Raw genomic sequence first — 23,000 nt, 5'->3', positions numbered from 1 at the left:
CGACGTGACCAAGGCCGACGATGGGGTCGCGAGCGTCGACTGGCCGCTCAGCCCATGCTGGAGAGGCCGCGAGAGCGCCGACCCATGCACGATTCGATCCGTTTCAGCGATGGCGCTGGAGACAAAGACGATTATCTCGAGACTATCATGCTTCGATCATCGCCCGCTATACGCTCGAGTGGAGCAGCCGGCGATTTGTCGTCTTGTCGTTTTGTCGTCTTGCCGGTGTAGCAGGGTGTTCCTGCACGTGAAGGCGTGTGCATGGATGGTGCGCTGTGGCGATGCACGCCTGTGTCGCATAGGGGCGTACTGCCCTGGGCGCGCTACCCGACCAGCGCCGAGCCCTTGGCGAGCTGCGCGCGGCTGATCACGGCCAGGAGATCGGTTTGGGTCACGATGCCGCGCAGGCGCATCTTGGCGTCGACGATCAGCGCTTCGTGCACGCGCCCGCGGGAGAGGAGCTGGAAGAGCTCGTTGATCGGCGTGTCCTCGCCGGCGGTCTCGAAGTAGATGGACGGCAGGTCGCGCACGGTGGCCTCGGGCATGGCCGACGCGATCGAGACGTCGATCGCGCCGTGCACGACGCCTCGCTCGTCGACCACCGGCAAGACGCGCAGGGCGCGCTCGCGGAGGCGGCGGAGCGCGAGCGCGCTCGGATCGTCGGGGTGAATCGTGACCAGATCGCGCGACATGATCTCGCCGCAGGTGACGCCTCCGCGCAGGCGCCGGTGCGCCTCCTCTTCGACGTGCCGGACGAGGGCGATCAGATCTTCGCGCTCGACGTCGAGCGGCGTACCGAGGCGCTCGAGCGCGGCGTCGATGTCGCTCGGCGAAAAGCCGACGCGGAGCTCGGGCGGGGCATCGGCGGTGCCGTGGGGCGAGGCCGGCAAGGTCACGACGTGCGGGTAGCTGCGGCGCACCAGGTTGTTGAACACGAGCCCCGCTGCCACGAGCAGCAGGGAGTTGATGGCGACAGGCACGAGCGCGAAGTGATAGCCCAGGCTCGTCACGGCCGGCCCGCCGATGACCGCTGTGAGCGCCACCGCGCCCGCGGGCGGGTGCAAGCACCGGAGCAGGCTCGTGACGGCGATGGTGACCGCGACCGCGACGGCGCCGGCGCACAGCGGATCGGGGATGGCGCGAGCCGCCGTGACGCCGATGACGGCCGCCAGCACGTTGCCTCCGAGCACGGACCAGGGCTGGGCGAGCGGGCTGGCGGGGACCCCGAACACGAGCACGGTCGAAGCGCCGATCGGCGCTATCAGGAGCGGAGCGTGCGCGGTGGGGCCAAGGCAAGCGTGCATCACGAACCCGGTGGCCAGCAGCCCGAGCAAGCCCCCGGCAGCAGCGTAGATCCGCTCGCTGACGAGCAGCGGCGCGCGCATGGGCTGGAACCGCGTAAGAAAGCTCGAGCCCGCAACTCCGAAGCTCATCGCGCGGCCATATATCGAGATGTTCGCGCGCTGTCTACGGAGGCTTACGGAGGCTTACGAACGCTGACGGGGGGCTCGCGGATCGCGAAAGCGTGTCGGGACGGGGGCTGACCCGGCGCTACGCCGCAGCGGAGACCGCCTTCTTGCGGGGGCGCGGCGCGCGGGTCGCCCCGGCCGCGCCGGCGCCGGACGGCTTCGTCGGCGTGGCGCTCGCGGGCGGGGTGGACACGGCGCGGACCAGCGCGGCGGCGATGGCCGCCGTCATCCTCGCGGTCGGCAGGCGCGGCGTGAACGCGAGCACGCGCTCGCCGGGGCGCCGGCCGCGCGAGGACCGGCCGCTCTTCGCGAGCCCCTCGACGGCGCGCTCGCACGGCGAGCCGGGGGCGACGCGCAGCAGGACCTCGGGCAGCCCGATGGCGCCGCCAGCGCCGGGCGCGTAGACGACGCCGACCTCGATCCCGACGAAGCCGGGGAGCGCCGCGCGCGGCGAGAGGCCGAGCCGGAGCTCGTCGGCGTCGGGGCTGCCGTCCGGGATGCGGAGGCGGCCGACGACGCGGAGCTCCTGCGCCGCGGCCGCGGCGCCGGCGGGCGCCTTCCGCAGGCGCCGCACGCGCCGCGCGACGTCGCGCAGGAACGCGACCGGACGCGCCGCCGGATCGGCGGGGAGCTCGGCGAGCCGGCCGGTGCAGAAGATCGCGAGCAGCGCCGTCGCGTCGAGCGCGAGCAGGTGGGCGTGGTACGGCGAGGCGGCCGCCACGGCGTGGACGCCCGCGCCGAGCCCGGCGAGCAGCGCGACGAGCAGCGCCTTTCCGGCGCGCGTCGAGACGTCGAGGTAGACGCCGCGCGCCCGCGGCGGCTCGCGGAACGCCTCGGCCTCCGCGATGGGGAGCCACTTGCCAGGGCGCCGCAAGGTCGCGGCGGTGCGCTCCGGGCGGGGCGTGCGGTGCGCGGCGAGCGCGGTCGCCGCGGCCACGAGCGCGGCGCCCGGCGTGCCGTCCCTGAGGAGGAGCTCCAGGGCGACGCCGGCGACGAGCGCGAGCCCCGCGAGCGCGGCGCGCGGCGCGAGCGGGATCGGGACGAGGGGCCGCGGCAGGGCGCCCGCGGCGCGCGCGAGGCGCTCGTGCTCGCGCGCCTTGAGCGCGACGAGGGCGCTGTAGAGCGCGAAGAGGACCACGCCCGCGGCCACGTAGAGGGTGCGGCTGCGATCGGGGCTGCCGGCCGCGGCGTCCGAGATGCGGCCGAGCGTGTCGGCCCCGGGCTTCGCCGCGGCGGGCTCGGGCTGGAAGGCGCGCGCGTCGGCGCGGATCGCCCACCGGATCGGCTCGGCCTTGGGGGCGTACGGGCGGAGCAGCTCCAGCTCGTCCTTGTCGAGCGCGCGGCGGAGCGTGGAGAGCGTCGTCGGCGCCGGGAGCGCGTCGGGGGACGCCTCCTCGCCCGCCTCGCCGACGCGCGCCTCGTCGACGCGCGGCTCGTCGGGCGCGGCCGGGAGCGCGACGGTGAGCCGCGCCGAGTCGTAGCCGTCGTCCCAGACGGGGCCGCTCCAGGAAACGCGGGAGCTCGGGCCGTCTTGCCGGATGAGCCCGCGCTTCATGAGGTCCGTGCGGTAGCGGAAGAAGAGCACGAACACCCCGCGGCTCAGCCCCTTGCCGTCGAAGCGGGCCCGCATCGCCGCCGGGCGGCGCGTGCCGTCCTCGCGCGGCCGGGGGTCGGGCGGCAGGAGCTCGATCGCGACCGGCGTCGCGGACGCGAGCGAGCCCGCCTCCGCGGCCTTGAAGGGCACGGCGTAGCTGCCCTGATCGAGTTGAGCGTCCGGGTCGACGCCCTGGATGTCGAGCCCGCGGAGTGGCCCGCCCGAGATCTTCAGCGTGACCTTGTGCTCGACCGTCGCGGCGCCGGCCCGGTCGATCGACAGGCGCACGTCGTCTCCGGCGATGTGCACCTCGACCCACGCGCGCGCGGGGAGGGCGAACGCGATCGACAGGAGCGCCGCCAGGAACGGGAGCAGCAGCGCCGGCCCGGGGCGGCGGGCGATGCGAGAGGGCATGGTGCAGGAGTCCCACGTCGCCGCGCGCGGGGCCAAGTTCCCCGCGGTACTGGGGCCGCGGTGAGCGAGGGCGTCGATCAGAAGACGACGCCGAGCGAGAGCGACCCCATGAGCTTGATCTTCCCCGCCTTCTCGTAGAAGGAATACTGGTAGGGGCCCGCGGTGATCGTCACGGGATCGGCGAGCGCCACGCCGATCCCGAAGCCTCCCGACATGGCGAATCCGCCGTCTCGGCTGAGCACGTTGGTGCTCCCCACCATGCCGCCGAGGACGACGCTGCTCACATCGCCGCGGCCCTCGAGCCGCCCGGGAGGGGTGATGACCGCCTCGAACGACTCGTAGCCGATGCGCCCTTTCACCCAGAAGCCCCGCAGCGCCTTGCCTTCGACGTAGACACCGACGTCGGCCGCGAGCGCGTAGCCGGTCGTGTCGAGCGACGCGTCCTCGAGCGAGCCCCAGATCCACGACGGCGCGATCCCGAGGGTGAGCGGCCCGATGACGGCGACCTCGCCTTCGAAGGTCATCTTTCCGAACAGGAGATCCAGCGCGTTGTAGCGGACCGACCAGCGGCAGCAGGTGGACTCGGGGGGCTTCGGGGGCGGCGGGGGCCCGGCCGGCAAGGCGTAGCCCGGACCATAGCCGGGCTGCTGTTGAGGATAACCTTGCTGAGGGTATCCCTGCTGGGGGTAGCCCTGCTGAGGATATCCCTGCTGCTGAGGATATCCTTGTTGCTGCGGATACCCCTGCTGCTGAGGGTAGCCTTGCTGAGGATATCCCTGCTGCTGAGGATAGCCTTGCTGAGGATATCCCTGCTGCTGAGGATATCCCTGCTGCTGAGGGTACCCTTGCTGAGGGTATCCCTGCTGCTGAGGATACCCTTGTTGCTGCGGATACCCCTGCTGCTGAGGGTAACCTTGCTGAGGATACCCCTGCTGCTGGGGATACCCGGACGGCGCCTGGGCAGCTCCGCCGGGCTGCGCCTGGCCCTGCGGGATCGGCTGAGCGTTCTGTTGCGCTGTCGCCGCTGGCGCGAGGAGGAGCGCGCCGAGGCCGAGAAGGAGGCCGCAAGCTGCCGGGCGGAGAGCTGCCCTGGAGGAGGGCGCGCGCGCGGGGCCCAGACCCGTGGTGAAAGCGCAATCCATGGCGGTGGACTGTACCGAATCCCGAGCACGCCGGCTACACGCGCGCCGCGAACCGTCGCCGCGCTCGCGCGCGCGATCTCCAGCCTGTAATCTCCGTCCCGATGCCAGTCCCCGAAGTCGCCGCCGTCACAGAACTCGCGCCCGGAAGCGCCGCCTCGAGCAGCGCCGCGGCCGTGCCGGCGGTCGATCCGCGCGCCGCGAGCGGCGCCGAGGCAGCCCCGGCCGAGCTCGATCGTGCGCTGTCCGAGCTGGGTGACGCCGCGCTCGGGTTCGCTCGCATGCCGGCCCTCGAGAAGGCCTCCCTGCTCCGCGCGTCGCTCCCGGGCCTGCTCGCCGCCGCACGCGCCGAGGTCGAGGTGTCGTGCGCCGACCGGGGGCTCGATCCCGGCTCGGCGGCGAGCGGCGAGGCGTGGCTCGCGGGGCCTTGCGTCACGCTCTCGCAGGTGCGCCGCCTGGCCGAGGCGCTCGAGGACATCGCCGCGCGCGGGCGCCCCCGGCTCGGCCGCGGGGCGGTGCGCGCCCGCGCGGACGGCCGGATCGAGGTGGAGGTGTTCCCGACGCGCCTGAAGGACACCGCCCTGCACGGGCCCCTCCGCGCGCGCGTGCTGATGCAGCCCGGGGCGACGCGCGAGAGCGTCCGGGAAGAGCAGGCGCGCTTCTACCAGCAGCGCGACCCCGAAGGGGGCGTCGCGCTGGTGCTCGGCGCGGGCGACGTCGCCGGCGTCCCCCTCCGGGAAGCGCTGCACAAGCTCTTCGTCGAGGGGCGCGTCGTGGCGCTCGCGATGAGCCCGCGGAGCGCGCCCCTCGGCGCGCTGATGGAGCGCGCCCTCGCGCCGCTCGTCGCGCGCGGGCTCCTCCGCTTCGTCTACGGCGGCGCCGAGTCGGGCGCCTACCTCGCGGCCCACCCCGCCGTCTCGGAAGTCCACGTCACCGGCCCGGCGGGCGCGCACGACGCGCTCGTCTGGGGGCCGCCGGGCCCGGCGCAGGCGCGCCGGCGGGCCTCGGGAGAGCGGCTGCTCGACAAGCCCATCTCCTCCACGCTCGGCGGGGCCAGCCCGGTCCTCGTGATGCCGTGGCTCTACGGCGGCGACGAGCTCTGGTTCCAGGCGAGGTGCCTCGCGAGCCAGGTCGTGAGCGGCGCGTCGCACGGCGGCCACGCCGCGAGCGTCCTCGTCCTGCCCAGGGGCTTCACGCAGCGACCGCTGCTCTTCCGGATGCTGCGCCGCGCGCTCACCGCCGTGCCGCCGCGGCGCGCCGCCGACCCGGAGGGCGACGCGCGGTACGCCGCCCTCACGGCCGGGCGCGCGCCGATCGAGCCCGAGCGCTTCGAGGCCTCCGCCGACGTACCGCTGCCGTGCGGGGTCGCGCGCATCGGCGCGCCAGGGCCGGGCGAGCTCCCCTGGACGCTGACCGCCGGGCTCGACGCGTCGGACGCCGCCGAGCCGCTGTTCTCGACCGAGCCGCTCGGCGGCGTGCTCTCCGTCGTCGAGGTCGGCTCAAGCGATCCGGTGGAGTTCCTGGAGGCGGCGACCCGCTTCTGCAATGACCGGCTCCGGGGCAGCCTTGGCGCGACGATCGTTGTGCACCCGATGAGCGAGGAGGACCCCGCCGTCGGGGCCGCGCTCGACCGCGCGCTGCTCGATCTTCGGTACGGCGTGATCGCGGTGAACCAGGCGCCCGCCGCCGCGCACGCGGCCGTCGTCCCGCCCTGGGGGGGCCACCCGGGCTCGACGCTCGCCGACATCCGGAGCGGGCTCGGCTTCGTACACAACACAACCATGCTCGCGCAGGTCGAGAAGACCCTCCTGCGCGCGCCGCTCACCGCCTTCCCGCGGCCGCCCGGCTTCTACGATCACCGGCGCTCCCACGTCGTCGGGGAGCGGCTCGCGGCCTGCGCGGCGGATCCAGGGTGGGGGAGCGTCGCGCGCGTCGTGGCGGCCGCGCTGCGGGGCTGACCCGGCGTCGCGCCCCCACCTCGTCTCGTCTCGATTCCGTCTCCGCCGCGGTAACGCGGTGATCAGGAGGGGAGCGACGAGCGGAACTCCTTCACCTTCTCCACGATCTCGCGCAGCGCGTGCCGCGACGCCTCGGAGACGTCGTCGGCCAGCTTCTCGGCGTCGAGGAGCTTGGGCTCCAGCTTGTCCCAGGCGTCCTTCGCGTCCATGCCGGCAAGGTGGAGCCTGACGCGGATCTCGTCGCGCAGGGTCTGGAGCGACTCCAGGCTCTTGTTCAGATCGCTCTTCAGTTCCGATGTGATGTTGCCCATTCTTGTCCTCCCGATTCTACGAGTGTTGATCGCTCCTCCCCTGCTCGTGATGCATTGGCCGCGCCAGTTGGCGCGCTTCGACGCGGCGCGCGACCTTCACGCGTCCTGACCGGATCCGAGCCCATCCATACCGGGCGCGGCCGCCGCGCGCCCTCCTCTCCGGGTGTGGCAAAAGCGCCCAGGGACGTGCGTTTTGCCGCACCTCGGACGCGAGCGCGCGCGCGGGCTCTCAGGCAAGTTGCGCCTGCGCGCAAACGATGCCGTCATGATCGGCATAGACGAGCTCGCCAGGAACCCACGTGACCCCGGCGAACGTCACGGCGATGTCGCGGTCCCCCGCGCCCTTCTTGGCGCTCTTCCTCGGGTGCGTCGCGAGGGCCTTCACGCCGATCCGGATCTGGCCGATCGCCTCCGCGTCGCGGATGCACCCATGAACGATCACCCCGGCCCAGCCGTTCTGGTGGGCCATGGCGGCGATGTTGTCTCCGAGGAGCGCGCAGCGGAGGGAGCCGCCTCCGTCCACGACAAGCACCCGCCCCTGGCCGGGCTCTTCGAGCGCCTTGCGGACGAGCACGTTGTCCTCGTGGACCTTCACCGTGGTGATGCGCCCGTGAAACAGCCGGGCTCCGCCGTAATCCCGGAAGATCGGATCGGCGACGAGGACGTCCGGGTGCTCGTCGCATAGATCCGTGGTTCTGATCTCTGAGCTCATGAAGACTCCCCGTCCGCCTTCCTAGGCTGTCGACCGCCGGATTCAACCGCTCATCCGCCCCCGGTCACGAGGGCTCGTGGCGCTCGCCGTCCTTGGCGGAGGGGAGGGAGGCGCCGCCCTTGCGCTTGCCCGCGACGGCGAAGGCCGACGAGTCGATGCCATGCCGGGCGAGCCACCGGCGCAGCTGGTTCCGGTGCATCCCGAGCGAGCGCGCTGCGCGCGTGACGTTCCCCTGCTCGCGCCGCAGCGCCGTCTCGATGGCGAGCCGCCGCATCTCCGGCGGCGCCGGCGTGCGCCTCGCGACCTCCGTGATGTCGAGGCCCGCGGACGGCGCGAGGTCCGCCACCTCCACGGCGGTGCGCCCGGCCGCGAGCGCGGCGATGCCCGCCTGCCTCACCTCGCAGAGCAGCTCCCGCACGTTGCCCGGCCACGCGCGCAGCGCGCAGCACTCCAGGAAGCTGGCCCCCGGCGCGAGCCGCGCGCCGGTGCGCCTGAGCTCCGCCGCCACCAGCCAGGGGATCTCCTCGAGCCGCTCCGTCAGCGACGGGATCCGCACCTCGGGCCGGCCGATCCGGTAATAGAGGTCGTCCCGGAACCGGCGCGCCGCGACCTCGGCCTGGAGATCCTTCAACGTGGCCGCGCACAGGCGGAACTCCACCTTGCGCGGGCGCGTGTCGCCGAGCGCGACCACCTCCCGGGTCTCGAGGACGCGGAGCAGCTTCGGCTGAACCGCCGGGTCGAGCTCCGCGATCTCGTCGAGGAACAACGTGCCGCCGTGAGCCGCCTGGACATAGCCCTCGGCGTCGGCGGTCGCGTCCGAGTAGGCGCCGCGCCGCGCCCCGAAGAACAGCCGCTCCGCGAGGCCCTCCGGGATCGCGGCGCAGTTCACGGCGACGAAGGGGCCGCCCCGGCCCGTCGCCGCATGGTAGGCGCGCGCCCCGAGCTCCTTGCCCGAGCCGCTCGGCCCGGTGAGCAGCAAGGTATCCCCGCGCATCCCCGCGCGGTGGATCGCCTCGCGGACCTGCCTGAGCGTGGGGCCGACTAGCCCATCCTCGTGCTCAAGGACCCCGCCGCGCTGGAACGGCGCGATGTCCGCGGTGAAGCGCAGCAGCGTGCTCCCGAGCCGGATCACGCGCGGGGGCGACGAGAAGACCTGATCCTCGATCTGCGCTCCATCGACGAAGGTGCCGTTCCTGCTGCCGAGATCGGTGATCCGGAGACCCCCGCCCGACAGCGCGATGCGGGCGTGCCGGCGCGACACCTGCTCGTCCTCGACCACCACCGTGTCGTCCGCCGCTGCGCGGCCCAGCACGACCGCGCCGCCCTCGAGCGGGATCGGCGCGCAGGCAGGCTGGCCGCGGGCGAAGATGACCACCAGGCCAGGCGTCGCCCCCTCCGGCGACGCCGACCGCGCGGTGTCGGACGCCCTGATCGTCGACTGATCGTCGGCACCCACACCTTACGCATACATGATCCCACGCCGGCCCTGAAGGCTCTCGGATGTCGGCCGTTATGGTTAAAAAAATCTATCGAGCCGCGATGCCCGCGCCTCTCTCAATCGTGGGTGTGCGGCTGCTCGCCGCGGGCGTGCCTCTGGCCGAGGCGCTCAGTACCGCGGCACCGAGGGGTCGACATCTTGCGACCACGCGTCGATTCCGCCCTGGAGGTTGTAAAGGTTCCTGTAGCCCTTCGCGAGGTAGTGCTCCGCGGCCGCCTGGCTGCGGCCGCCGTGGTGGCAGTGGAAGACGATCCGCGCGTCCTTCGCGAGCGTCTCCAGGTACCGCTGCCCTGCCTGATCGAGGTGACGGGCCCCGTCGATCCTGGCGATCGTGCGCTCCTGCTCGGTCCGGACGTCGAACAGCTCGATCGCCTCGCCGCTGCTCAGGAGGGCCTTGAGCGCGGTCGACGAGATCTGCTTGACCTTCGGCGGCTCGTCCGGGCTCTCCAGCTTGAAGCCGCCGCCGGAGGGGCCCTCGACGAAGTCGATCGACAGCCCCTCGGCGCGCCGCGCGCTCGCGCGGTCGAGCAGGAACACCGCCCCGCCCGCCTGGGCCTCGACGTCGCCTGCCTGCCGCGGGCCGAAGTAAAGGCCGTAGTTGTAGGACGGGTCGATCTCGATGTGGACGAAGTCGGCCTCGGACTCCCTCGCGGCCGCGAACGCCGCGAGCGCCGCCGCGGTCACGCGGAGCGTGGGCGGCGCTTGCGCCTCGCCCTGCGCGCGCCCGAGCGCCTTCACGAGCTCCCCGGTCGCGTGCAGCTCCTTCACGATGTCGCAGCCGCCGATGAACTCGCCGCGGACGTAGAGCTGCGGGATCGTGGGCCAGCTCGAGAACTCCTTGATGCCGTCGCGCAGCGCGGGATCCGAGAGCACGTCCACCGTCTGGTACTCGGGGAGGTGCTCGTCGAGGATGTTCACCACCGTGGCGGAGAACCCGCATTGCGGCACGGTGCGCGTGCCCTTCATGAACAGGACGACATCGCTCTCGCGGATGATGGTGGCGATCCTGGCCCGCATGGGCTCGCTGAGGCTCATGTGCTTGCTCTCCCTGCGCGGCGGTGGCGGTGCGGTCGGCTCCCGCGCGCGTCCGCGGGCCTCTCGCTAGCATGAGCAAAGCACGGCAGCGAGGCCCTCCAGCCGGCCTCGCCCGCGTCGACCGAGGGCGGAGCGCGCGGCCTCCCTGCGCCCTCAGCGGCCGAGCAGGAGCCCCAGGACCGCCGCGATCGCGGCGAGGGTCGCGATGACGGCCGGCGCGCCGAGCTCGGCGCCGAGCACACGGAAGCGCCCGCCGCTCGCCCCCGGAGAGCGCGCGAGCGCGTCCGACGGGGGCGGCGTGACGCGGTGCACGCCCGGCGACGCCGCGCTGTCTTCGCGGAGCTCGACGAGGAGCTGATCGAGCGGGGCGCGCTCGCCGAAGGGGCGTACGAGGCGGAGCGTCACGCCGCCGCTGAGATCGGGGGGGAGCCGGAGCCGCAGCGTCCTCGCGGCGACCTCCGCCGGGGCGCGGTGGGCGCCGCTCCGGGCGCAGCTGTCGCAGCCGCCGCCGTCGCAGCGGGCGCAGGTGACGCGGGCGGGCACGGCGATCTCGATGTCGGCGCCGTCGCGCGCCCACGCCGCCGGGACGGCGATCGCGAGGCGGCCTCGCGAGCCGTCCGAGGCGTCGAGGCCATCGCGGTCGATCAGCTGCGCGAGCTCGGCTCTGCCCATGGACCTTGTGTGCCGCACCCGGGCCCCGGCGCCAAGCGCCGACGCGCCGCGGATCACGCCGCCCGACCGGCGCGCAGCACGCCCACCGCCGAGAGCAGGCACGCGATGGCGAGCAGCAACCCGCCGAGCGACCCGGGCCGCGTGCTCTCCTTCAGCCCCACGACGAGCACACGCGCGATCTCGCCGTCCGGCACCTTCGCCGGGTCGGACAGGTAGCTGAACACAGCGCCGAGGTCGATCCACGTCGCGTGGATCGTCGCGACCAGCGTCGTCAGCCCCATGGCCGCGATGAACCCGAGCTTCCCGGGCTCCGGCCGCAGGGCGAACTGCAGCCCCGCGCCGACCGTGACCATCCCGAAGACCAGGATAGGCCACATCCCCCAGCCGCCCTCGACGAAGAAATCGAACATCGGTGCCTCCCTCTCGTCTGCTCTTCTCTGCCTGCCGCGTATCGCCGCCGCCGCCGTGTGCGCCGGCCATCACGAGCCCCAACGCGGCGCCGCGGATCCCGTGACCGGAAAACTTCCTTGTCACGCCCGCGGCCCTCGCGCGTTATGCCGGCGTGGAGAGGGAGGGCGCAGCAGCTCCGTCCGACGCCGAGCTCGCGGCTCGCCTGAGGCGCCGCGATCCGCGCGCCTTCGACGCGCTCTACGCGCGCTACCACCCCCGGATCTTCGGCTTCCTCGTGCGCCTCTCCGGCCGGCGCGACGTCGCCGAGGACCTGTTCCAGGACACATGGCTCGCCGTCGCGCGCCACGCCGGCCGGCTCGCCGAGGACACCGATCTCGCCGCGTGGCTGTTCACGATCGCCAGGAACCGCTACCGGAGCCACCGCCGCTCCGCCTTGCTCGACCTCGCCCGCGCCGCGCTGTTCTCCCGCGAGCCCGCGCCGGCCGCGCCCGAGCCCGAGGGCACGGCGGACGCCCGAGCCGACGTGGCGGCGCTGGAGGCGGCGCTCCGCGATCTCGCGGCGGTGCACCGCGAGGTGTTGCTCCTCGGGGCCGTCGAGGGGCTCGACACGGCGCAGGTCGCCCAGGTGCTCGGCATCCGCGAGGACGCCGCCCGCAAGCGCCTGTCGCGCGCCCGCGCCGAGCTTGCGGCCCGCCTCGAAAGGCGAAATGCTGAGCGGCCCCGGCGGGGATCGACGACCTCGATCTCCGCAGCGGACGCCGCGGACGCGCCGGATGGACAGACGCGGGGAGGTACTCGATGAAGCCGTTCTCAGGAGAGGATCCGCTGGCGAGGGGCCTCGCCGATCTGCCGCCGGTCGCCCCGCTCGACCCGGCCCGGGCCGACGCGGTCCGGCGCCTCGCCCGCGACGCGCTGGCGGAGACGGAGCGCCCCGCGCCGAGCGCGCGGCTCTCGCTCGCCTGGTCGGCGGTGATCCTGCCGGGGCTCCTGCTCAGCTCGGGCTGCGTGTACGTGTGGGATTCGGTGCAGAAGATCGGGCAGATCTACGGGGGAGGGTAGCGGCCGCGCGGCGCCTTCGCCGCGCGGCCCGTGACGAGCCGCGCGGGGTGAAGGGGCGGCGCGCGGATCAGTCGCCGAGGTCGACGACCTCGAGCCCGTGGTACCAGAGCGCGCAGAGCGCGTTGTCGCCGGAGATCGTCACCTGCGAGACGTACGACGAGAGCTCGCCCTTCATTTCGAGCGTCAGCTCGTCGAGGTCGGCCGCGTCGAGCACCGAGAGCCCGGGCGGGTTGTAGCCGGCGAGGAGGAGGCGCGTCCCGTCCACGGCGCGCGGCCAGCCGGCGTCGGGGCTCGAGAGCTCCTTCGTCGCGACATCGATGCTGCCTCCCTCGAGCCCGCTGGCGACGAGGATCCCGGACGTGTACGATTCCCCGCCCACCGCGTCGCCCACGGCGTAGTACCCGGAGGTGTACATGAACACGCGGTCATCGCCCACGAACACCTGGTCCAGGCGGATGTCGTCGTCGAGCGTGTGCTCGTCCCGGAGGCTCGCGCTCGCGCTGCCGACGTCGAGCAGCTTGAGGGTGTGGCGCGTCCCGCGGCAGACGCCGGGGCCATCGTAGTTCTGCTGGTTCGCCGGCACGAACTCGGCGTAGTAGCTGAACGCGCTGAAGCACTCCTGGTAGCCCGGGACCTGGAACTCGATCGTCTCGTAATCGACCGTGAGCGCGCGGTCCGACGCGCCATCGAAGGCCAGCAGCGAGCCGGGCACGTTGACCGGCGTCCGCACGACCGCCGAGGAGGGATCGGCCACGTCGATGCGGTCGAGGTAGAAGCGCGCCCTGGAGGAGTCGCCCTGCAGCGGCACCCAGTGCGACGTCAGCACGGTGGTGCCGTCGAGCTGCAGGCCTGTGTAACCGGCGCCGTCGGGCAGGGGCAGCGAGCGGTGCGTCGGGCTCGACGGGTTCGAGAGGTCGATGATCTCGAGCGAAGGATCGCGGGGCTGCGGCGGCGGGGCGCCGCCGCCGTCCTCGTAGTAGTAGTACGGGTCCTCGACGTTGCGGAGCACGAGCGTGCTCCCTGCCTGGACCACGGCGGCGCCCGTCGAGACGATCCTGCCGTAGTACCCGTTATAGTAGAGCGCGTTGCTGGTGAACGGCAGATCGCGCTGGCTCGCGATCCGGGGGGCTTCGGGGTTCGTGAGATCGATGACGGCGAGGCTCGTCTTCGTCGAGTCCGTGTACGAGGGCCAGAGCAGGTAGGCGTATTGCCCATGCGCGAAGAGCTGCGCGCTGGAGAGGCCGGATCCATAGCAGTCGCTCTTCGATCCGGAGGCCAGCGTCGAGAGGTCGAGCTTGCCGATCGGCTCGGCGCGCCCCGGGTCCGCGGCGTACACGACCTCGAGCTCCGCGGCCTGGGTCCACCAGTCCGCGCCCATGCGGACCACGAGATCGCCGGTGGCGACCGTGTTGCTGACGACCGTTGCCAGGGCCAGATCGGCGGCCTCGACGGGGGCGTCGCGATCATCGATGTTGAACGTCCCGACCTCCTGGTCGGAGACGGCGAAGAGCCGCGTGTCGTGGACGAAGGCGCGGCGCGCCTGGCCGCGCGCCGGCGCCGAGCCGCGCTTCGTGAGCGTGTCGGCCGTGAAGTCGACGAGCTGGACGCCGCTCTCGTACGAGCCGCAGCCCTCGGCCTCGTCGATGTCCCAGCCGCTGTACGGCACGAGGATGGTGCCGAGATCGTCGAGGATGGTGAAGGCCTTGTGGATCCGGTCCTGGTCCTCGGCGAAGCTCGCCCAGTCGCCGCCGAAATGGACGCGCTCCAGCATCGTGGGCTTCGCGAGGTCGGAGACGTCGAAGAGCGAGACGTGGAGCGCGCCGTCGGTGGCGGCGTTGTCGAAGCCGAGGGCGAGCAGCCGGTCGCCGCGCGGCTCCATGTGGTAGACCCAGCCGGGCATCTCGAGCTCGCCGAGCTGGGCGGGGTGCTCCGGATCGCTGAGATCGATGGTGAAGAGCGGGTCGGTCTGCTCCGCCGTGATCGCGTAGGCGCGGTCGCCGTCGAAGCGCACGGAGCGCAGCGTCTCGGGCCTGGGCAGGGTGAGCTCGGTGAAGCCGAGGGGCGTGAGCTCTTGCGAGGACGCGACGGTGAAGGTCTGGACGCCGGGCAGCGCGTCGGTCCGCCAGAGGCCGGGCTGGCTGACGACGCGGAGGACGCCCTCGTGCTCGTCCATCTGCCAGCGGCTCTGGATCTGGCCGACGGCCTCGACGCTCGCGCCCTCGACGAGCGCGCCGCCGGGATCGGAGATGTCGACGACCTGGATGGTGGAGTGCCCCTCGTCGGTGCCGTCCCACTCGATGCCCGCGATGTACATGCGGTCCTGGGTGACGCTCACGCTGCGCTGCCACCCGTAGTCGTTGGGGTCGTCGTCGTAGCTCAGCTGATCGACCACGGCGATCTCGGCGGGGTCGCTGACGGCCAGGGAGGTGACCGTTGTGTTCCGCGACTCCTTGCACCCCCAGCAACCGCCGTCCTCGAACGTGACGGTATAGAGCACGTCGCCGACGATGCGCGAGTCGGAGATGGCGCCCGGCAGGTCGAACGAGCCGATCTGCTGGATAGCCGCCGGGTTGGAGACGTCGAGCGCCTCGATGTGGCTCGATTGCTCATAGGAGTACTCGCCGGTGGCGGCGTCGTAGATGTACTGGGTCCACGACGAGAACATCGCGTAGACGACCCCGTCGCGCAGGTACATCTCGAAGGGGATCCCGCTCGCCCGGTAGCGCCCGAGGAGGCTCAGCCGGTCGCGCCGGGAGATGTCGATGATGCTGAGCCCCGAGTACTGCGAGAGCGCGTAGAGCTTGCCGTCCTTGACCTGGATGATGTCGGCCTCGGTGATCGCGCGCTCGGCGTCGCCGTCGGCCGGGGGCGCGGTCGGGGCGCCGTCGCCTCCGGTGCCCGCTGAGCCCTCGCCGCCGCCATCGGCGGCCGTATCTCTTCCACCGCCGGCCCTCGGATTGTCAGAGATGAAATCGGTCGAGCCGGGTTCGGAAGGCCCCGTCGAGCCTTTCCCGCAGCCGGTGAGTCCGGCCGAGGCCGCCGCCGTCGCGAGGACGAGCCAGCCGGCGTAAGTTCTAGACAGGAAGGTCATAGTTCACCTCGTTGAGGACGAGACACAGGGCGTCATGTCTGCGCCGGTGCGCGTGCACTGTTCAGGTCCCGTGCCCGGCGCACTCAGCAAATAACGGGCCATGCGGAACCCCACGGAAGATCCAAGGAATTTGCGGGTATTCCCGTGGCTTGTGCCAGAGTGTGCGGCCGGCGGGCTGCCGGCGGTCATGGGCCTGCCCGCAAGGCGTGCGCCGTGGCGATGTTCGATGCCCTGATCCCGGGGTGAGCTCTCATGACCTGGAGGCGGCTCACGCGGCTTGTGGGCAGCCGCTCGTCACCCCGGGAGCATCGCGTCTGCGCGCGGGGATGCGTGGGGATGCGCCGGTGCCGTGCTTGGCACGAGGTGTGAATCCTGGCGCCTGCGGCTGCCGAATGGCAGGTTCGTCACTATTTGATAGGAGGCTTGACGATGGATCTTTTCAGCAAACGTCACCGACTTGTCGTTGCGATGCTCGTGCTCTTCGTACCTTTGCTCACCGGCGCCAAGGGCAAAGGCTGTCAGGGCCCGATCGAGGGCGGGGGGGAAGGCCCTGGGGGAGGTGGGGTGGCGGGCGGCGAGCCGGTCTCGTGCCAGGTGACCGGCTGCAGCGGCCAGGTCTGCGCGGACGAGGACGTGGTCACGGACTGCGAGTACCGGGAGGAATATGCCTGTTACAAGGAGCACGGCGTGTGCGAGCGGGGCGCGTCGGGCGAGTGCGGCTGGCGGGCGACGCCGGAGCTCGAGGCGTGCCTTGGCGGCGGTGAGCCTGCGCCGTGCGTGGTGACCGGCTGCAGCGGTCAGGTCTGCGCCGATGCCGATGACGAGGTGGCCACGACCTGCGAGTGGCGCGATGAGTACGGGTGTTACAAGGAGCACGGCGTGTGCGAGCGGGGCGCGTCGGGCGAGTGCGGCTGGCGGGCGACGCCGGAGCTCGAGGCGTGCATTGGCGGCGACAAGCCTGCCCCGTGCGTGGTGACCGGCTGCAGCGGTCAGGTCTGCGCCGATGAGGAGGTGGCCACGACCTGCGAGTACCGTGAGGAGTATGCGTGCTACAAGGAGCACGGCGTGTGCGAGCGGGGCGCGTCGGGCGAGTGCGGCTGGCGGGCGACGCCGGAGCTCGAAGCGTGCATCGGCGGCGGCGAGGCTGCGCCGTGCGTGGCGACGGGCTGCAGCGGGCAGATCTGCGCGGACAAGGGTGCGGATATCGTCACCACGTGCGAGTGGCTCGAGGAGTACGGGTGTTACAAGGAGCACAGCGTGTGCGAGCGGGGCGCGTCGGGCGAGTGCGGCTGGCGGGCGACTCCGGAGCTCGATGCGTGCATCGAGGCGGCTTCCGGCGAGTAGAGCGGGGTGCAGTTCAGGGGCCGACTTCGCCGCTGAACGCTGCGGCGGCGATCTCTGCCATGATCACCCGCCGAGCGACGGAATCTCGACCCGAGACCGCCTGAGCCCGGAGGTGGTCTGCGGGGGTGTGGGCGGCGCCTGCTCTTTCTGGAAGTGAGGTCGCCAGTGGACCTCGAAGCGCGCAGAAGGGCTTTCCCTACTCGCTCACAAGCCGCAGCCCCACCGGCAGCCCCTCTCCAAAGAACGCCGCGCGCTCGGACTCCTCGACGGCCACCACCTCGCGCACCGCCTTGAGCCACGCCTCGGGGGCGCCCACCTTGACGAGCCGCCGCTCCACATCGCCGCGGACCCGGTCCGAGACGTCGCGCGCCCGGTCCCCGGTCCTGCGCGCCAGCTGCACCGCGGCCGGCGCCGCGGACGGCAGCTCCTGCCACTTCTCGCGCAGCAGGTGGTCTATCCACCGCTCGGCCGCCGCCGGTGACACCACGTGGTGGACGCTGGCGTAGGCCGGGACGCGCGCGCCGAGGCGGCCGATCGCCGCCCAGAGCCGCGCGTCGCGGTCGGTCCATGTGCGCTCCAGGATCCACGCGCCGAGCTCGCTCCGCCGGCCGGCGGGCACGCGCTCCAGCGACGCGCACAGCTCGAGCAGATCGTCGAGCGCCTCCGGCTTCACCCCCTTCGGCTTCTTCAGCCGCTGCTCGGCCGGGGCCAGGAACGGATCCGCCAGATCCCGGATCGCGACCTGCAGCGGCTCGTCGAGGCCGCCCGCGATGCGGCGCCAGGCGATCCAGAACTGCTGCCAGGAGCGCGCCTCCTGCGGGAACGCCAGCCGCTCGGCGAAGAGCGGCGCGAGCGCGGCGACGCGCGCCGGGTCGCCTGCGTCGCCGAACCCGGGGCGGAGGCAGTAGCCGGCGAGTGACCAGAACACGCGCTCGTGATCGGCCGAGCGCCGCCGCGAGCGCGCGCTCGGGACGAGGGTGTCGAGCAGCGCCCGCGCGGTCTCCGTCGTCCAGGTGGCGCGCTCCCCGAGGACGCGCTCGAGCTCGCGCACGAGGTTCTTCGCCTCCCGCGGCGCCACGTCGGGCCGCCCCTTGCCGAACACCCGCTCGATCGCCTCCCGGGCCTCGTCGAGGCGCTTGCCGCCCGGCGTCGCCGCGGCGTGAGGCCTCGCCTGCGCCCGCTCCGCCGGGGCGCCGCCCGGCGCGCCTCCCTCGGCCTCGGTCGCGCGCGCGCCGCGGCCATCCTCGCGCAGCTGGAACGCCAGCCGGAAGCGGCGCGGCGCCGCGGCGTCCACCTCGACGCAGGCGAGATCCAGGGTGCCGATCGCGGTGAGCTCTCCCTCGATCTGCACCCGCACCTCCGCCTGCTTGCCGATCGCGGCGCGCGCCGCGTCCCCCGCGTCGAACGCCACCGCGATCGGCGGCAGCGCCTCGAACCGGTCGTCCTCGAGGGGGACGAGGTCGCCCGCGCGATCGGCGCGCGCGTCGTCCGACGCGAACAGGTCGAACCGCACCGGGCGCCCCACGACGAGCGCGAACGTCCGCCCGGCCGCCGCGTGGACGCTGCCCTCCTTCGCGCCGCGCGGCACGACACAGACCGCCGGCCGCGGCCCCCCGCCGGCGGGCGGCTCGAGGCCGACGTAGTAGCCGCGCGCCGCGCCTCCCTCGATGCGCACGCCGCGGCCCGCGAGGGCGAGGCCATACGCGACCGCGCCCCGCGCCACCGCGAGGTCGGGGTCGGCGTGCGGGAGCAGATCGAGCGGCGGGCCGCCCCAGCGCTCGACGACCTGCGCGAGGCGCTCCGCGACGCGGCGGGCGCGGAAGACGCCGCCGTTCAGGAGCAGCGCGGTCGGCCCTCGCGCCTCCGGGGCGTGGCGCGCGAAGAACCAGGCCACGTGCCGGGTGATCGCGACGTCCCGCTCGTAGGGCAGGCCGAACGCGACGAGCCCGCTCCGCCCGCGCTGCGGCCGGGCGTCCCGCGGCGCCTCGGGGAAGAAGCCGTCCAGCACGACGCCCTCGACCTCGTCGCGGCCGAGGCGCGTCGTCAGCGCGCCGCCCACGAGCCGCGCGCCGTGCGAGAGCACCGTGACCGGCGCGTCGTCCCGCGGCGAAGGCGCGGCGCTGTCGGCGCCGCCGGACGAGGCCCCGCCGGCGAGCAGGCGCTCCTTGGCGGCGCGGCAGGCCAGCACGAGCTGGCCGAAGCGCGCCGGGTCGAGCTTCTCCCCTGCGCCCACGAGGCGCGGCTCGCAGAGGTGGGCGAGCGCCAGGTCCATGTTGTCGCCGCCGAGCAAGAGGTGGTGGCCGACCGCGACGCGGGAGACCTCGGGGTGGCCCTTGGCCGCGCCGGCGCCCCGAGCGACCCGGATGAGCGAGAGATCCGTCGTGCCGCCGCCGACGTCGCAGACGAGGACCATCGCCTGGCCGCCCGAGCGCTCGAGCAGGGCATCGAGGCCGTCCGCGCCGGCGAGGCGCATGAAGTCGTAGAACGCGGCCTGAGGCTCCTCGAGGAGCCGCGCCGAGAGGCCGGCGCGGCGGGCGGCCTCGACCGTCAGCTCGCGCGCGACCTCGTCGAACGAGGCCGGCACGGTAAGCACGACCTCCTGGGCCGCGAGCGGGCGCTCCGGGAACGCGTCGTCCCAGGTGCGCCGCACGTGGGCGAGGATCCGGGCGCTCGCGTCGAGCGGTGAGACGCGCGGCAGGGAGGCCGCCTCCTCGGCCGCGCCCCAGGGCAGGATGGGCGCCGTGCGGTCGACGGCGGGGTGGCAGAGCCAGCTCTTCGCCGAGGCGACGAGCCGCCCGGGGATCTCGCCGCCGCGCCGGCGCGCGTGCTCGCCGATCGCGAAGGGCGCGTCGCCGAAAGGATCGGCCTGCGCCTCGCCGGGGAGGGGCGCGTAGAGCAGGGACGGCAGCAGCGGGCGCGCCTCGATCTCGGTGGCGGTCACGAGCTGCGGGATCGAGAAGACGCGGATCGCACCGGGATCGGCGTCGCGCTCGGCCCACGCCACGACGGTGTGCGTGGTGCCGAGGTCGATTCCGACGATCAGGCTCGGGCTCTTCGCGGGGGCGGACATGCGTGCGCGCAGCAACGATACTGGATCGCCGCGGCGCATTCCGCAGGTCCGGCGCGCCGCCGCGCCGGCTCGCGCGGGGGGGCGTCGCAGGGCGCACCGCCGCCGCCCCCGTCCTCCGGTCGCGTGCGCCCGCGCGGGAGCCGTAGGCGGGGTCGGCGTACTTGTTCCGGTTCTTCCGGGCGATTCCCCGTGCTAGAGCCGCGAAATGCGAGCGAAGCGAGCGATCTGGCTTGTGGTCCTGGGCGCCCTTGCGGCGGGGTGCGGGTCGGCGAAGACCGAGATGTCGGTGGCGGCGAGCGCGGCGCCGCCGCCGCCTCCTCCTCCCGTGGCCGTCCAGCCGGCGGCGCCTGCCGAGGCGGTCATCGAGGGGGATCGCATCAAGATCGCCCGGCCGATCTTCTACGACCTCGACAAGGACGAGATCCGGCCGGAGTCGTTCTCGGTCCTCGACGCGGTGGCGAACATCCTGCGGACGCACCCGGAGATCACCGCGCTCACGGTCGAGGGGCACACGGACAACCAGGGCAGCGTGGAGCACAACATCAAGCTGTCGGAGCGCCGCGCGAACGCCGTGGTCCGCTACCTCGTCCAGCGCGGCGTCGCGACGCCGATGACGGCGCCGGGGTACGGCGCCGGCGCGCCGCTCTGCTTCACGAACGACGAGGGCTGCCGCGCCGTGAACCGGCGCGTGGAGTTCCGCATCAAGTCGAAGTGACCGGCTGGCGGCCGATCGAGGCCGCCCGCTCGTCGCTCCAGGTCCGACACGCTCCTCCCCGCGCCTGCTCCCCCGGCCATCCGGGCATCGGAACAACAGGCCAGGTTAACACAGACCCTCATTCGAAATCGACTGATTTCGTCGACGTCGGCGCGTGCCGAGGCGCGCGAGCGCGAGGATGCCTGTCCGTCTGTCCGTCTGTCCGTCTGTCCGTCTGTCCGTCTGTGCGCCTGTGGGACAAGCGACTCCCAAAGATGATTGTGCTGCAAATTTGCATTGAACGGCGCCTCTCGATCGTACTTAATACATCACGGGAATCCGCGCGCTGAGTGCGACGCGCCAGTTCGAGCAACTCACTGCATTGCAAGGTGGATCATGGCGAGCGTTCGTCGTCGTATGCTGGAGATCGCTTGTCTCGTCCTTCCGGGGCTCGCGTGGCTTTCGCCGCGCACCGCCGATGCGCATCACGCCGACCATCTCAGGTGGGCGGAGAGCCTCGTGGACAACATCAGCCCTGAGAACAACGAATACAAATCGAGCCCCAGCTTCATCAGCTGGGCCGGCGTGGCCGGCGCGCGGCGCTACGCGAACCGGACGCAGTGCGCCAGCTTCCTGACGGAGCTGCTCAAGCGGGGCTACGGCTTCACCGAAGCGTCGCTCAACGACTGGCTGGGCAGCCGGAGCCCGAGCGCGGCTGCCTACTACGACGCCATCGTCGAGGAGAACGGATTCGAGAGGATCCACGACCCCAAGGACGCGCGCGCCGCCGACATCATCGCCATCCGCTACCCCGCTGGCGAGTCGTCGACCGGGCACGTCGCGATACTCCGCCGGACGCCGAGGGCGAAGCTCCCCGTCACACCCCTCGTCGCGGGCACACTCCAGTTCGAGGTGAGCATCGTCGACTCGACGAGCACGCACCACGGCTCGTCCGACTCCAGGTACGCCTCGAGCGGCCGGGGGGCCTCCGGCGCCGGCTACGGGACGATGCGGCTCTACACGAACACCTCGAAAACCATCGTCGGGCACACCTGGAGCACGGCCGCTGTCACGGCCTATTACGCCACGACGGTGCGCCAGGTGGTGATTGGCAGGCTGGTGTTCGAGGACGACGATCGGTCGGACGACGACGACTCCGACGACCGGTGGTAGCGAGTGACTGGCGGCCACTTCCGCGTGCCCAAGGCTCGTCCATGAGGTCGTGGGCGGTCGAATCGGTGGCCCGCTGAGCTCGGCTCTGCCGAGGCCTGAAGCCGTGCCCGGCGCGAGGCCGGACATCGCGCGTACCACCAGCGCCGGACCCTCGCCGCGCGCGCGGCGTCGGCGCCGTTCTCGCCGAAGATCCAGGCCTCGGTTTACGTTCGACCTGTCGGTTGGTAGAGTCCTCTCCAAGGAGGGCCGTATGCGCGAGCCGAGCGAGACGGGAAGTGCCGACGGTGGCCGTCGTGGCGTGCTGGGAGCGGTCGCCACGACCGCAGCGGCCGTGGCGGTCGGGGCGGCCGGCTGCCCGTCGCCTGCGGCGCCTGCGGCCGGCGAGGCGCCGTCGCGCACGCTCGGGCGGACGGGCGCGCAGGTGGAGCCGGTGTCGCTCGGGGGCGAGGGGATCCTCCGGACGACCGGCCGTCACCGCGAGGCGGTGCCCGTGATCCTGGAGGCCCTGCGCCTCGGGGTCAGGTATTGCGACACCGCGCCTGCATACCAGCAGAGCCAGGACTACTACGGTGAAGCCTTCCGCGCCGCCGGCCCGAAGGCGCGCGAGCAGGTCTTCCTCGCCTCCAAGACCCACGCGCGCGATCGCGACGGCGCGCTGCGGCTGCTCGACGACAGCCTGCGTCGGCTCGGGACAGACCACCTCGATTCATGGCAGCTGCACGATCTGCGGGAGATCGAGGAGCTCGACGCCATCTTCGGCAAGCGGGGCGCCATCGAGGCCGTGGAGCAGGCCAGGGCGGATGGCCGCGTGCGCCACGTCGGGATCACCGGCCACCACGACCCGCGGATCCTCCTGGAGGCGATGCGGCGTTATCCTGTGGATACCGTGCTCTGCGCGGTCAACCCCGCAGATCCGGCGCGGCTCCCGTTCCTGACGACCGTGGTCGAGGAGGCGCGGCGGCGCGGCGTCGGCGTCATCGGCATGAAGATCATGGCCGCGGGCCGCCTGCTCCAGGATCGCGCCGCGAGCGCGAGCGAGCTCATCCACTACGCGGCCAGCCACGCCGACACGGTGATCATCGGCTGCTCGTCGATCGCCGAGGTGCGCGAGAACCTGGGCGCGCGGTCCCTCTCCTTCCCGATGCCGCCCGCCGAGCGCGCCGCGCTGGAGGCGCGCGTCGCGCCGCGCGCCGGCCGTTACGACACGTTCAAGGTAGGTTGAAGCGGCGGATACGTGGCTCTGCGAGCGAGGCGCGCCCCCAGGCCCGGTTGACAAGCGGAGGTGCCGGGGTCTAGAGTGGCGGCCCTCTGAGCTCGCTCGGAGGCCCCAGGCCTGACAAATAACGGCTTATCCGA

General features: G+C 72.8%; 19 protein-coding genes. 8 read left to right on the top strand and 11 right to left on the bottom strand.

Annotated elements, in window-relative coordinates:
- Positions 1-323 precede the first annotated feature (323 nt).
- From WMF46_RS33995 to WMF46_RS33985, 3 genes are all read right to left on the bottom strand, one after another.
- Positions 324-1,433, bottom strand: a complete 1,110-nt coding sequence (locus WMF46_RS33995) for an HPP family protein (protein ID WP_437981005.1) — start codon at positions 1,431-1,433, stop codon at positions 324-326.
- A 118-nt stretch (positions 1,434-1,551) separates the two neighbouring features.
- A complete protein-coding gene (locus tag WMF46_RS33990) occupies positions 1,552-3,477 on the bottom strand; it encodes a hypothetical protein (protein WP_437981004.1) in 1,926 nt (641 codons plus the stop codon).
- Positions 3,478-3,554: 77 nt separating this feature from the next.
- Positions 3,555-4,097 (bottom strand): hypothetical protein, encoded by a 543-nt coding sequence (locus WMF46_RS33985; protein ID WP_437981003.1) that lies wholly within the window; start codon positions 4,095-4,097, stop codon positions 3,555-3,557.
- Between the two features lie 42 nt (positions 4,098-4,139).
- Between WMF46_RS33985 and WMF46_RS33980 the strand changes: the two genes are divergently transcribed.
- Both WMF46_RS33980 and WMF46_RS33975 read left to right on the top strand, forming a co-directional pair.
- Positions 4,140-4,709, top strand: coding sequence for a hypothetical protein (locus WMF46_RS33980; RefSeq protein WP_437981002.1), 570 nt, complete (start codon positions 4,140-4,142; stop codon positions 4,707-4,709).
- 11 nt (positions 4,710-4,720) lie between these two features.
- On the top strand, positions 4,721-6,574 hold the full coding sequence (locus tag WMF46_RS33975; RefSeq protein WP_437981001.1) for a hypothetical protein: 1,854 nt from the start codon (positions 4,721-4,723) through the stop codon (positions 6,572-6,574).
- Positions 6,575-6,636: 62 nt separating this feature from the next.
- On the opposite strand, the gene WMF46_RS33970 is transcribed toward WMF46_RS33975, so the two are convergent.
- The 6 genes from WMF46_RS33970 to WMF46_RS33945 all read right to left on the bottom strand — a co-directional run bounded on the left by WMF46_RS33970 (position 6,637) and on the right by WMF46_RS33945 (position 11,212).
- The gene (locus tag WMF46_RS33970) at positions 6,637-6,885 is read right to left on the bottom strand and encodes a hypothetical protein (protein ID WP_437543878.1); all 249 of its coding nucleotides are present in this window, start codon (positions 6,883-6,885) and stop codon (positions 6,637-6,639) included.
- A gap of 229 nt (positions 6,886-7,114) precedes the next feature.
- Positions 7,115-7,597 (bottom strand): ribonuclease E activity regulator RraA, encoded by a 483-nt coding sequence (gene rraA / locus WMF46_RS33965; RefSeq protein ID WP_437981000.1) that lies wholly within the window; start codon positions 7,595-7,597, stop codon positions 7,115-7,117.
- A 64-nt stretch (positions 7,598-7,661) separates the two neighbouring features.
- Positions 7,662-9,053: a sigma 54-interacting transcriptional regulator gene (locus WMF46_RS33960; protein WP_437980999.1), complete on the bottom strand. Its 1,392-nt coding sequence runs from the start codon at positions 9,051-9,053 to the stop codon at positions 7,662-7,664.
- A 150-nt stretch (positions 9,054-9,203) separates the two neighbouring features.
- Positions 9,204-10,130 (bottom strand): Grx4 family monothiol glutaredoxin, encoded by a 927-nt coding sequence (gene grxD, locus WMF46_RS33955; protein ID WP_437980998.1) that lies wholly within the window; start codon positions 10,128-10,130, stop codon positions 9,204-9,206.
- Between the two features lie 153 nt (positions 10,131-10,283).
- Positions 10,284-10,802, bottom strand: a complete 519-nt coding sequence (locus WMF46_RS33950; RefSeq protein WP_437980997.1) for a hypothetical protein — start codon at positions 10,800-10,802, stop codon at positions 10,284-10,286.
- A 53-nt stretch (positions 10,803-10,855) separates the two neighbouring features.
- Positions 10,856-11,212, bottom strand: coding sequence for a hypothetical protein (locus tag WMF46_RS33945; protein WP_437980996.1), 357 nt, complete (start codon positions 11,210-11,212; stop codon positions 10,856-10,858).
- Positions 11,213-11,364: 152 nt separating this feature from the next.
- On the opposite strand from WMF46_RS33945, the gene WMF46_RS33940 reads away from it, so the two are divergent.
- Complete coding sequence (locus WMF46_RS33940; protein WP_437980995.1) at positions 11,365-12,015, top strand: RNA polymerase sigma factor; 651 nt, start codon at positions 11,365-11,367, stop codon at positions 12,013-12,015.
- A complete protein-coding gene (locus WMF46_RS33935; protein ID WP_437980994.1) occupies positions 12,012-12,272 on the top strand; it encodes a hypothetical protein in 261 nt (86 codons plus the stop codon). The genes WMF46_RS33940 and WMF46_RS33935 overlap by 4 nt, the downstream gene beginning before the upstream one ends.
- Before the next feature lie 67 nt (positions 12,273-12,339).
- Here WMF46_RS33935 and WMF46_RS33930 read toward each other — a convergent pair whose 3' ends face one another.
- On the bottom strand, positions 12,340-15,363 hold the full coding sequence (locus WMF46_RS33930) for a beta-propeller domain-containing protein (protein WP_437980993.1): 3,024 nt from the start codon (positions 15,361-15,363) through the stop codon (positions 12,340-12,342).
- Positions 15,364-15,792: 429 nt separating this feature from the next.
- On the opposite strand from WMF46_RS33930, the gene WMF46_RS33925 reads away from it, so the two are divergent.
- Positions 15,793-16,707 carry a hypothetical protein gene (locus tag WMF46_RS33925; RefSeq protein ID WP_437980992.1) on the top strand — a complete coding sequence of 305 codons (915 nt, stop codon included), beginning with the start codon at positions 15,793-15,795 and terminating at the stop codon, positions 16,705-16,707.
- A gap of 196 nt (positions 16,708-16,903) precedes the next feature.
- On the opposite strand, the gene WMF46_RS33920 is transcribed toward WMF46_RS33925, so the two are convergent.
- Positions 16,904-19,777, bottom strand: a complete 2,874-nt coding sequence (locus WMF46_RS33920; protein WP_437980991.1) for an Hsp70 family protein — start codon at positions 19,775-19,777, stop codon at positions 16,904-16,906.
- 205 nt (positions 19,778-19,982) lie between these two features.
- Here WMF46_RS33920 and WMF46_RS33915 point away from each other — a divergent pair, with 205 nt between their 5' ends.
- The 3 genes from WMF46_RS33915 (at position 19,983) to WMF46_RS33905 (ending at position 22,866) form a co-directional block, all read left to right on the top strand.
- Positions 19,983-20,492, top strand: a complete 510-nt coding sequence (locus WMF46_RS33915) for an OmpA family protein (protein WP_437980990.1) — start codon at positions 19,983-19,985, stop codon at positions 20,490-20,492.
- A 498-nt stretch (positions 20,493-20,990) separates the two neighbouring features.
- Positions 20,991-21,644: a hypothetical protein gene (locus WMF46_RS33910; RefSeq protein ID WP_437980989.1), complete on the top strand. Its 654-nt coding sequence runs from the start codon at positions 20,991-20,993 to the stop codon at positions 21,642-21,644.
- A 250-nt stretch (positions 21,645-21,894) separates the two neighbouring features.
- Entirely contained in the window at positions 21,895-22,866 is a 972-nt protein-coding gene (locus WMF46_RS33905) for an aldo/keto reductase (protein ID WP_437980988.1), read from the top strand.
- Positions 22,867-23,000: the final 134 nt, after the last annotated feature.

It is taken from the genome of Sorangium sp. So ce117 (assembly GCF_051524395.1).
GTDB lineage: Bacteria > Myxococcota_A > Polyangia > Polyangiales > Polyangiaceae > Sorangium > Sorangium cellulosum_B.
Note: the sequence above shows the minus strand (reverse complement) of the source record. Positions and strands in the feature narration are given on the sequence as shown.

Excerpts from the sequence above, each read along its gene's own strand:
- WMF46_RS33995 (WP_437981005.1), bottom strand. The coding sequence starts at position 1,433 with ATGAGCTTCGGAGTTGCGGGCTCGAGCTTTCTTACGCGGTTCCAGCCC.
- WMF46_RS33990 (WP_437981004.1), bottom strand. The coding sequence starts at position 3,477 with ATGCCCTCTCGCATCGCCCGCCGCCCCGGGCCGGCGCTGCTGCTCCCG.
- WMF46_RS33975 (WP_437981001.1), top strand. The coding sequence starts at position 4,721 with ATGCCAGTCCCCGAAGTCGCCGCCGTCACAGAACTCGCGCCCGGAAGC.
- WMF46_RS33970 (WP_437543878.1), bottom strand. The coding sequence starts at position 6,885 with ATGGGCAACATCACATCGGAACTGAAGAGCGATCTGAACAAGAGCCTG.
- rraA (WP_437981000.1), bottom strand. The coding sequence starts at position 7,597 with ATGAGCTCAGAGATCAGAACCACGGATCTATGCGACGAGCACCCGGAC.
- grxD (WP_437980998.1), bottom strand. The coding sequence starts at position 10,130 with ATGAGCCTCAGCGAGCCCATGCGGGCCAGGATCGCCACCATCATCCGC.
- WMF46_RS33950 (WP_437980997.1), bottom strand. The coding sequence starts at position 10,802 with ATGGGCAGAGCCGAGCTCGCGCAGCTGATCGACCGCGATGGCCTCGAC.
- WMF46_RS33945 (WP_437980996.1), bottom strand. The coding sequence starts at position 11,212 with ATGTTCGATTTCTTCGTCGAGGGCGGCTGGGGGATGTGGCCTATCCTG.
- WMF46_RS33935 (WP_437980994.1), top strand. The coding sequence starts at position 12,012 with ATGAAGCCGTTCTCAGGAGAGGATCCGCTGGCGAGGGGCCTCGCCGAT.
- WMF46_RS33930 (WP_437980993.1), bottom strand. The coding sequence starts at position 15,363 with ATGACCTTCCTGTCTAGAACTTACGCCGGCTGGCTCGTCCTCGCGACG.
- WMF46_RS33925 (WP_437980992.1), top strand. The coding sequence starts at position 15,793 with ATGGATCTTTTCAGCAAACGTCACCGACTTGTCGTTGCGATGCTCGTG.
- WMF46_RS33920 (WP_437980991.1), bottom strand. The coding sequence starts at position 19,777 with ATGTCCGCCCCCGCGAAGAGCCCGAGCCTGATCGTCGGAATCGACCTC.
- WMF46_RS33915 (WP_437980990.1), top strand. The coding sequence starts at position 19,983 with ATGCGAGCGAAGCGAGCGATCTGGCTTGTGGTCCTGGGCGCCCTTGCG.
- WMF46_RS33905 (WP_437980988.1), top strand. The coding sequence starts at position 21,895 with ATGCGCGAGCCGAGCGAGACGGGAAGTGCCGACGGTGGCCGTCGTGGC.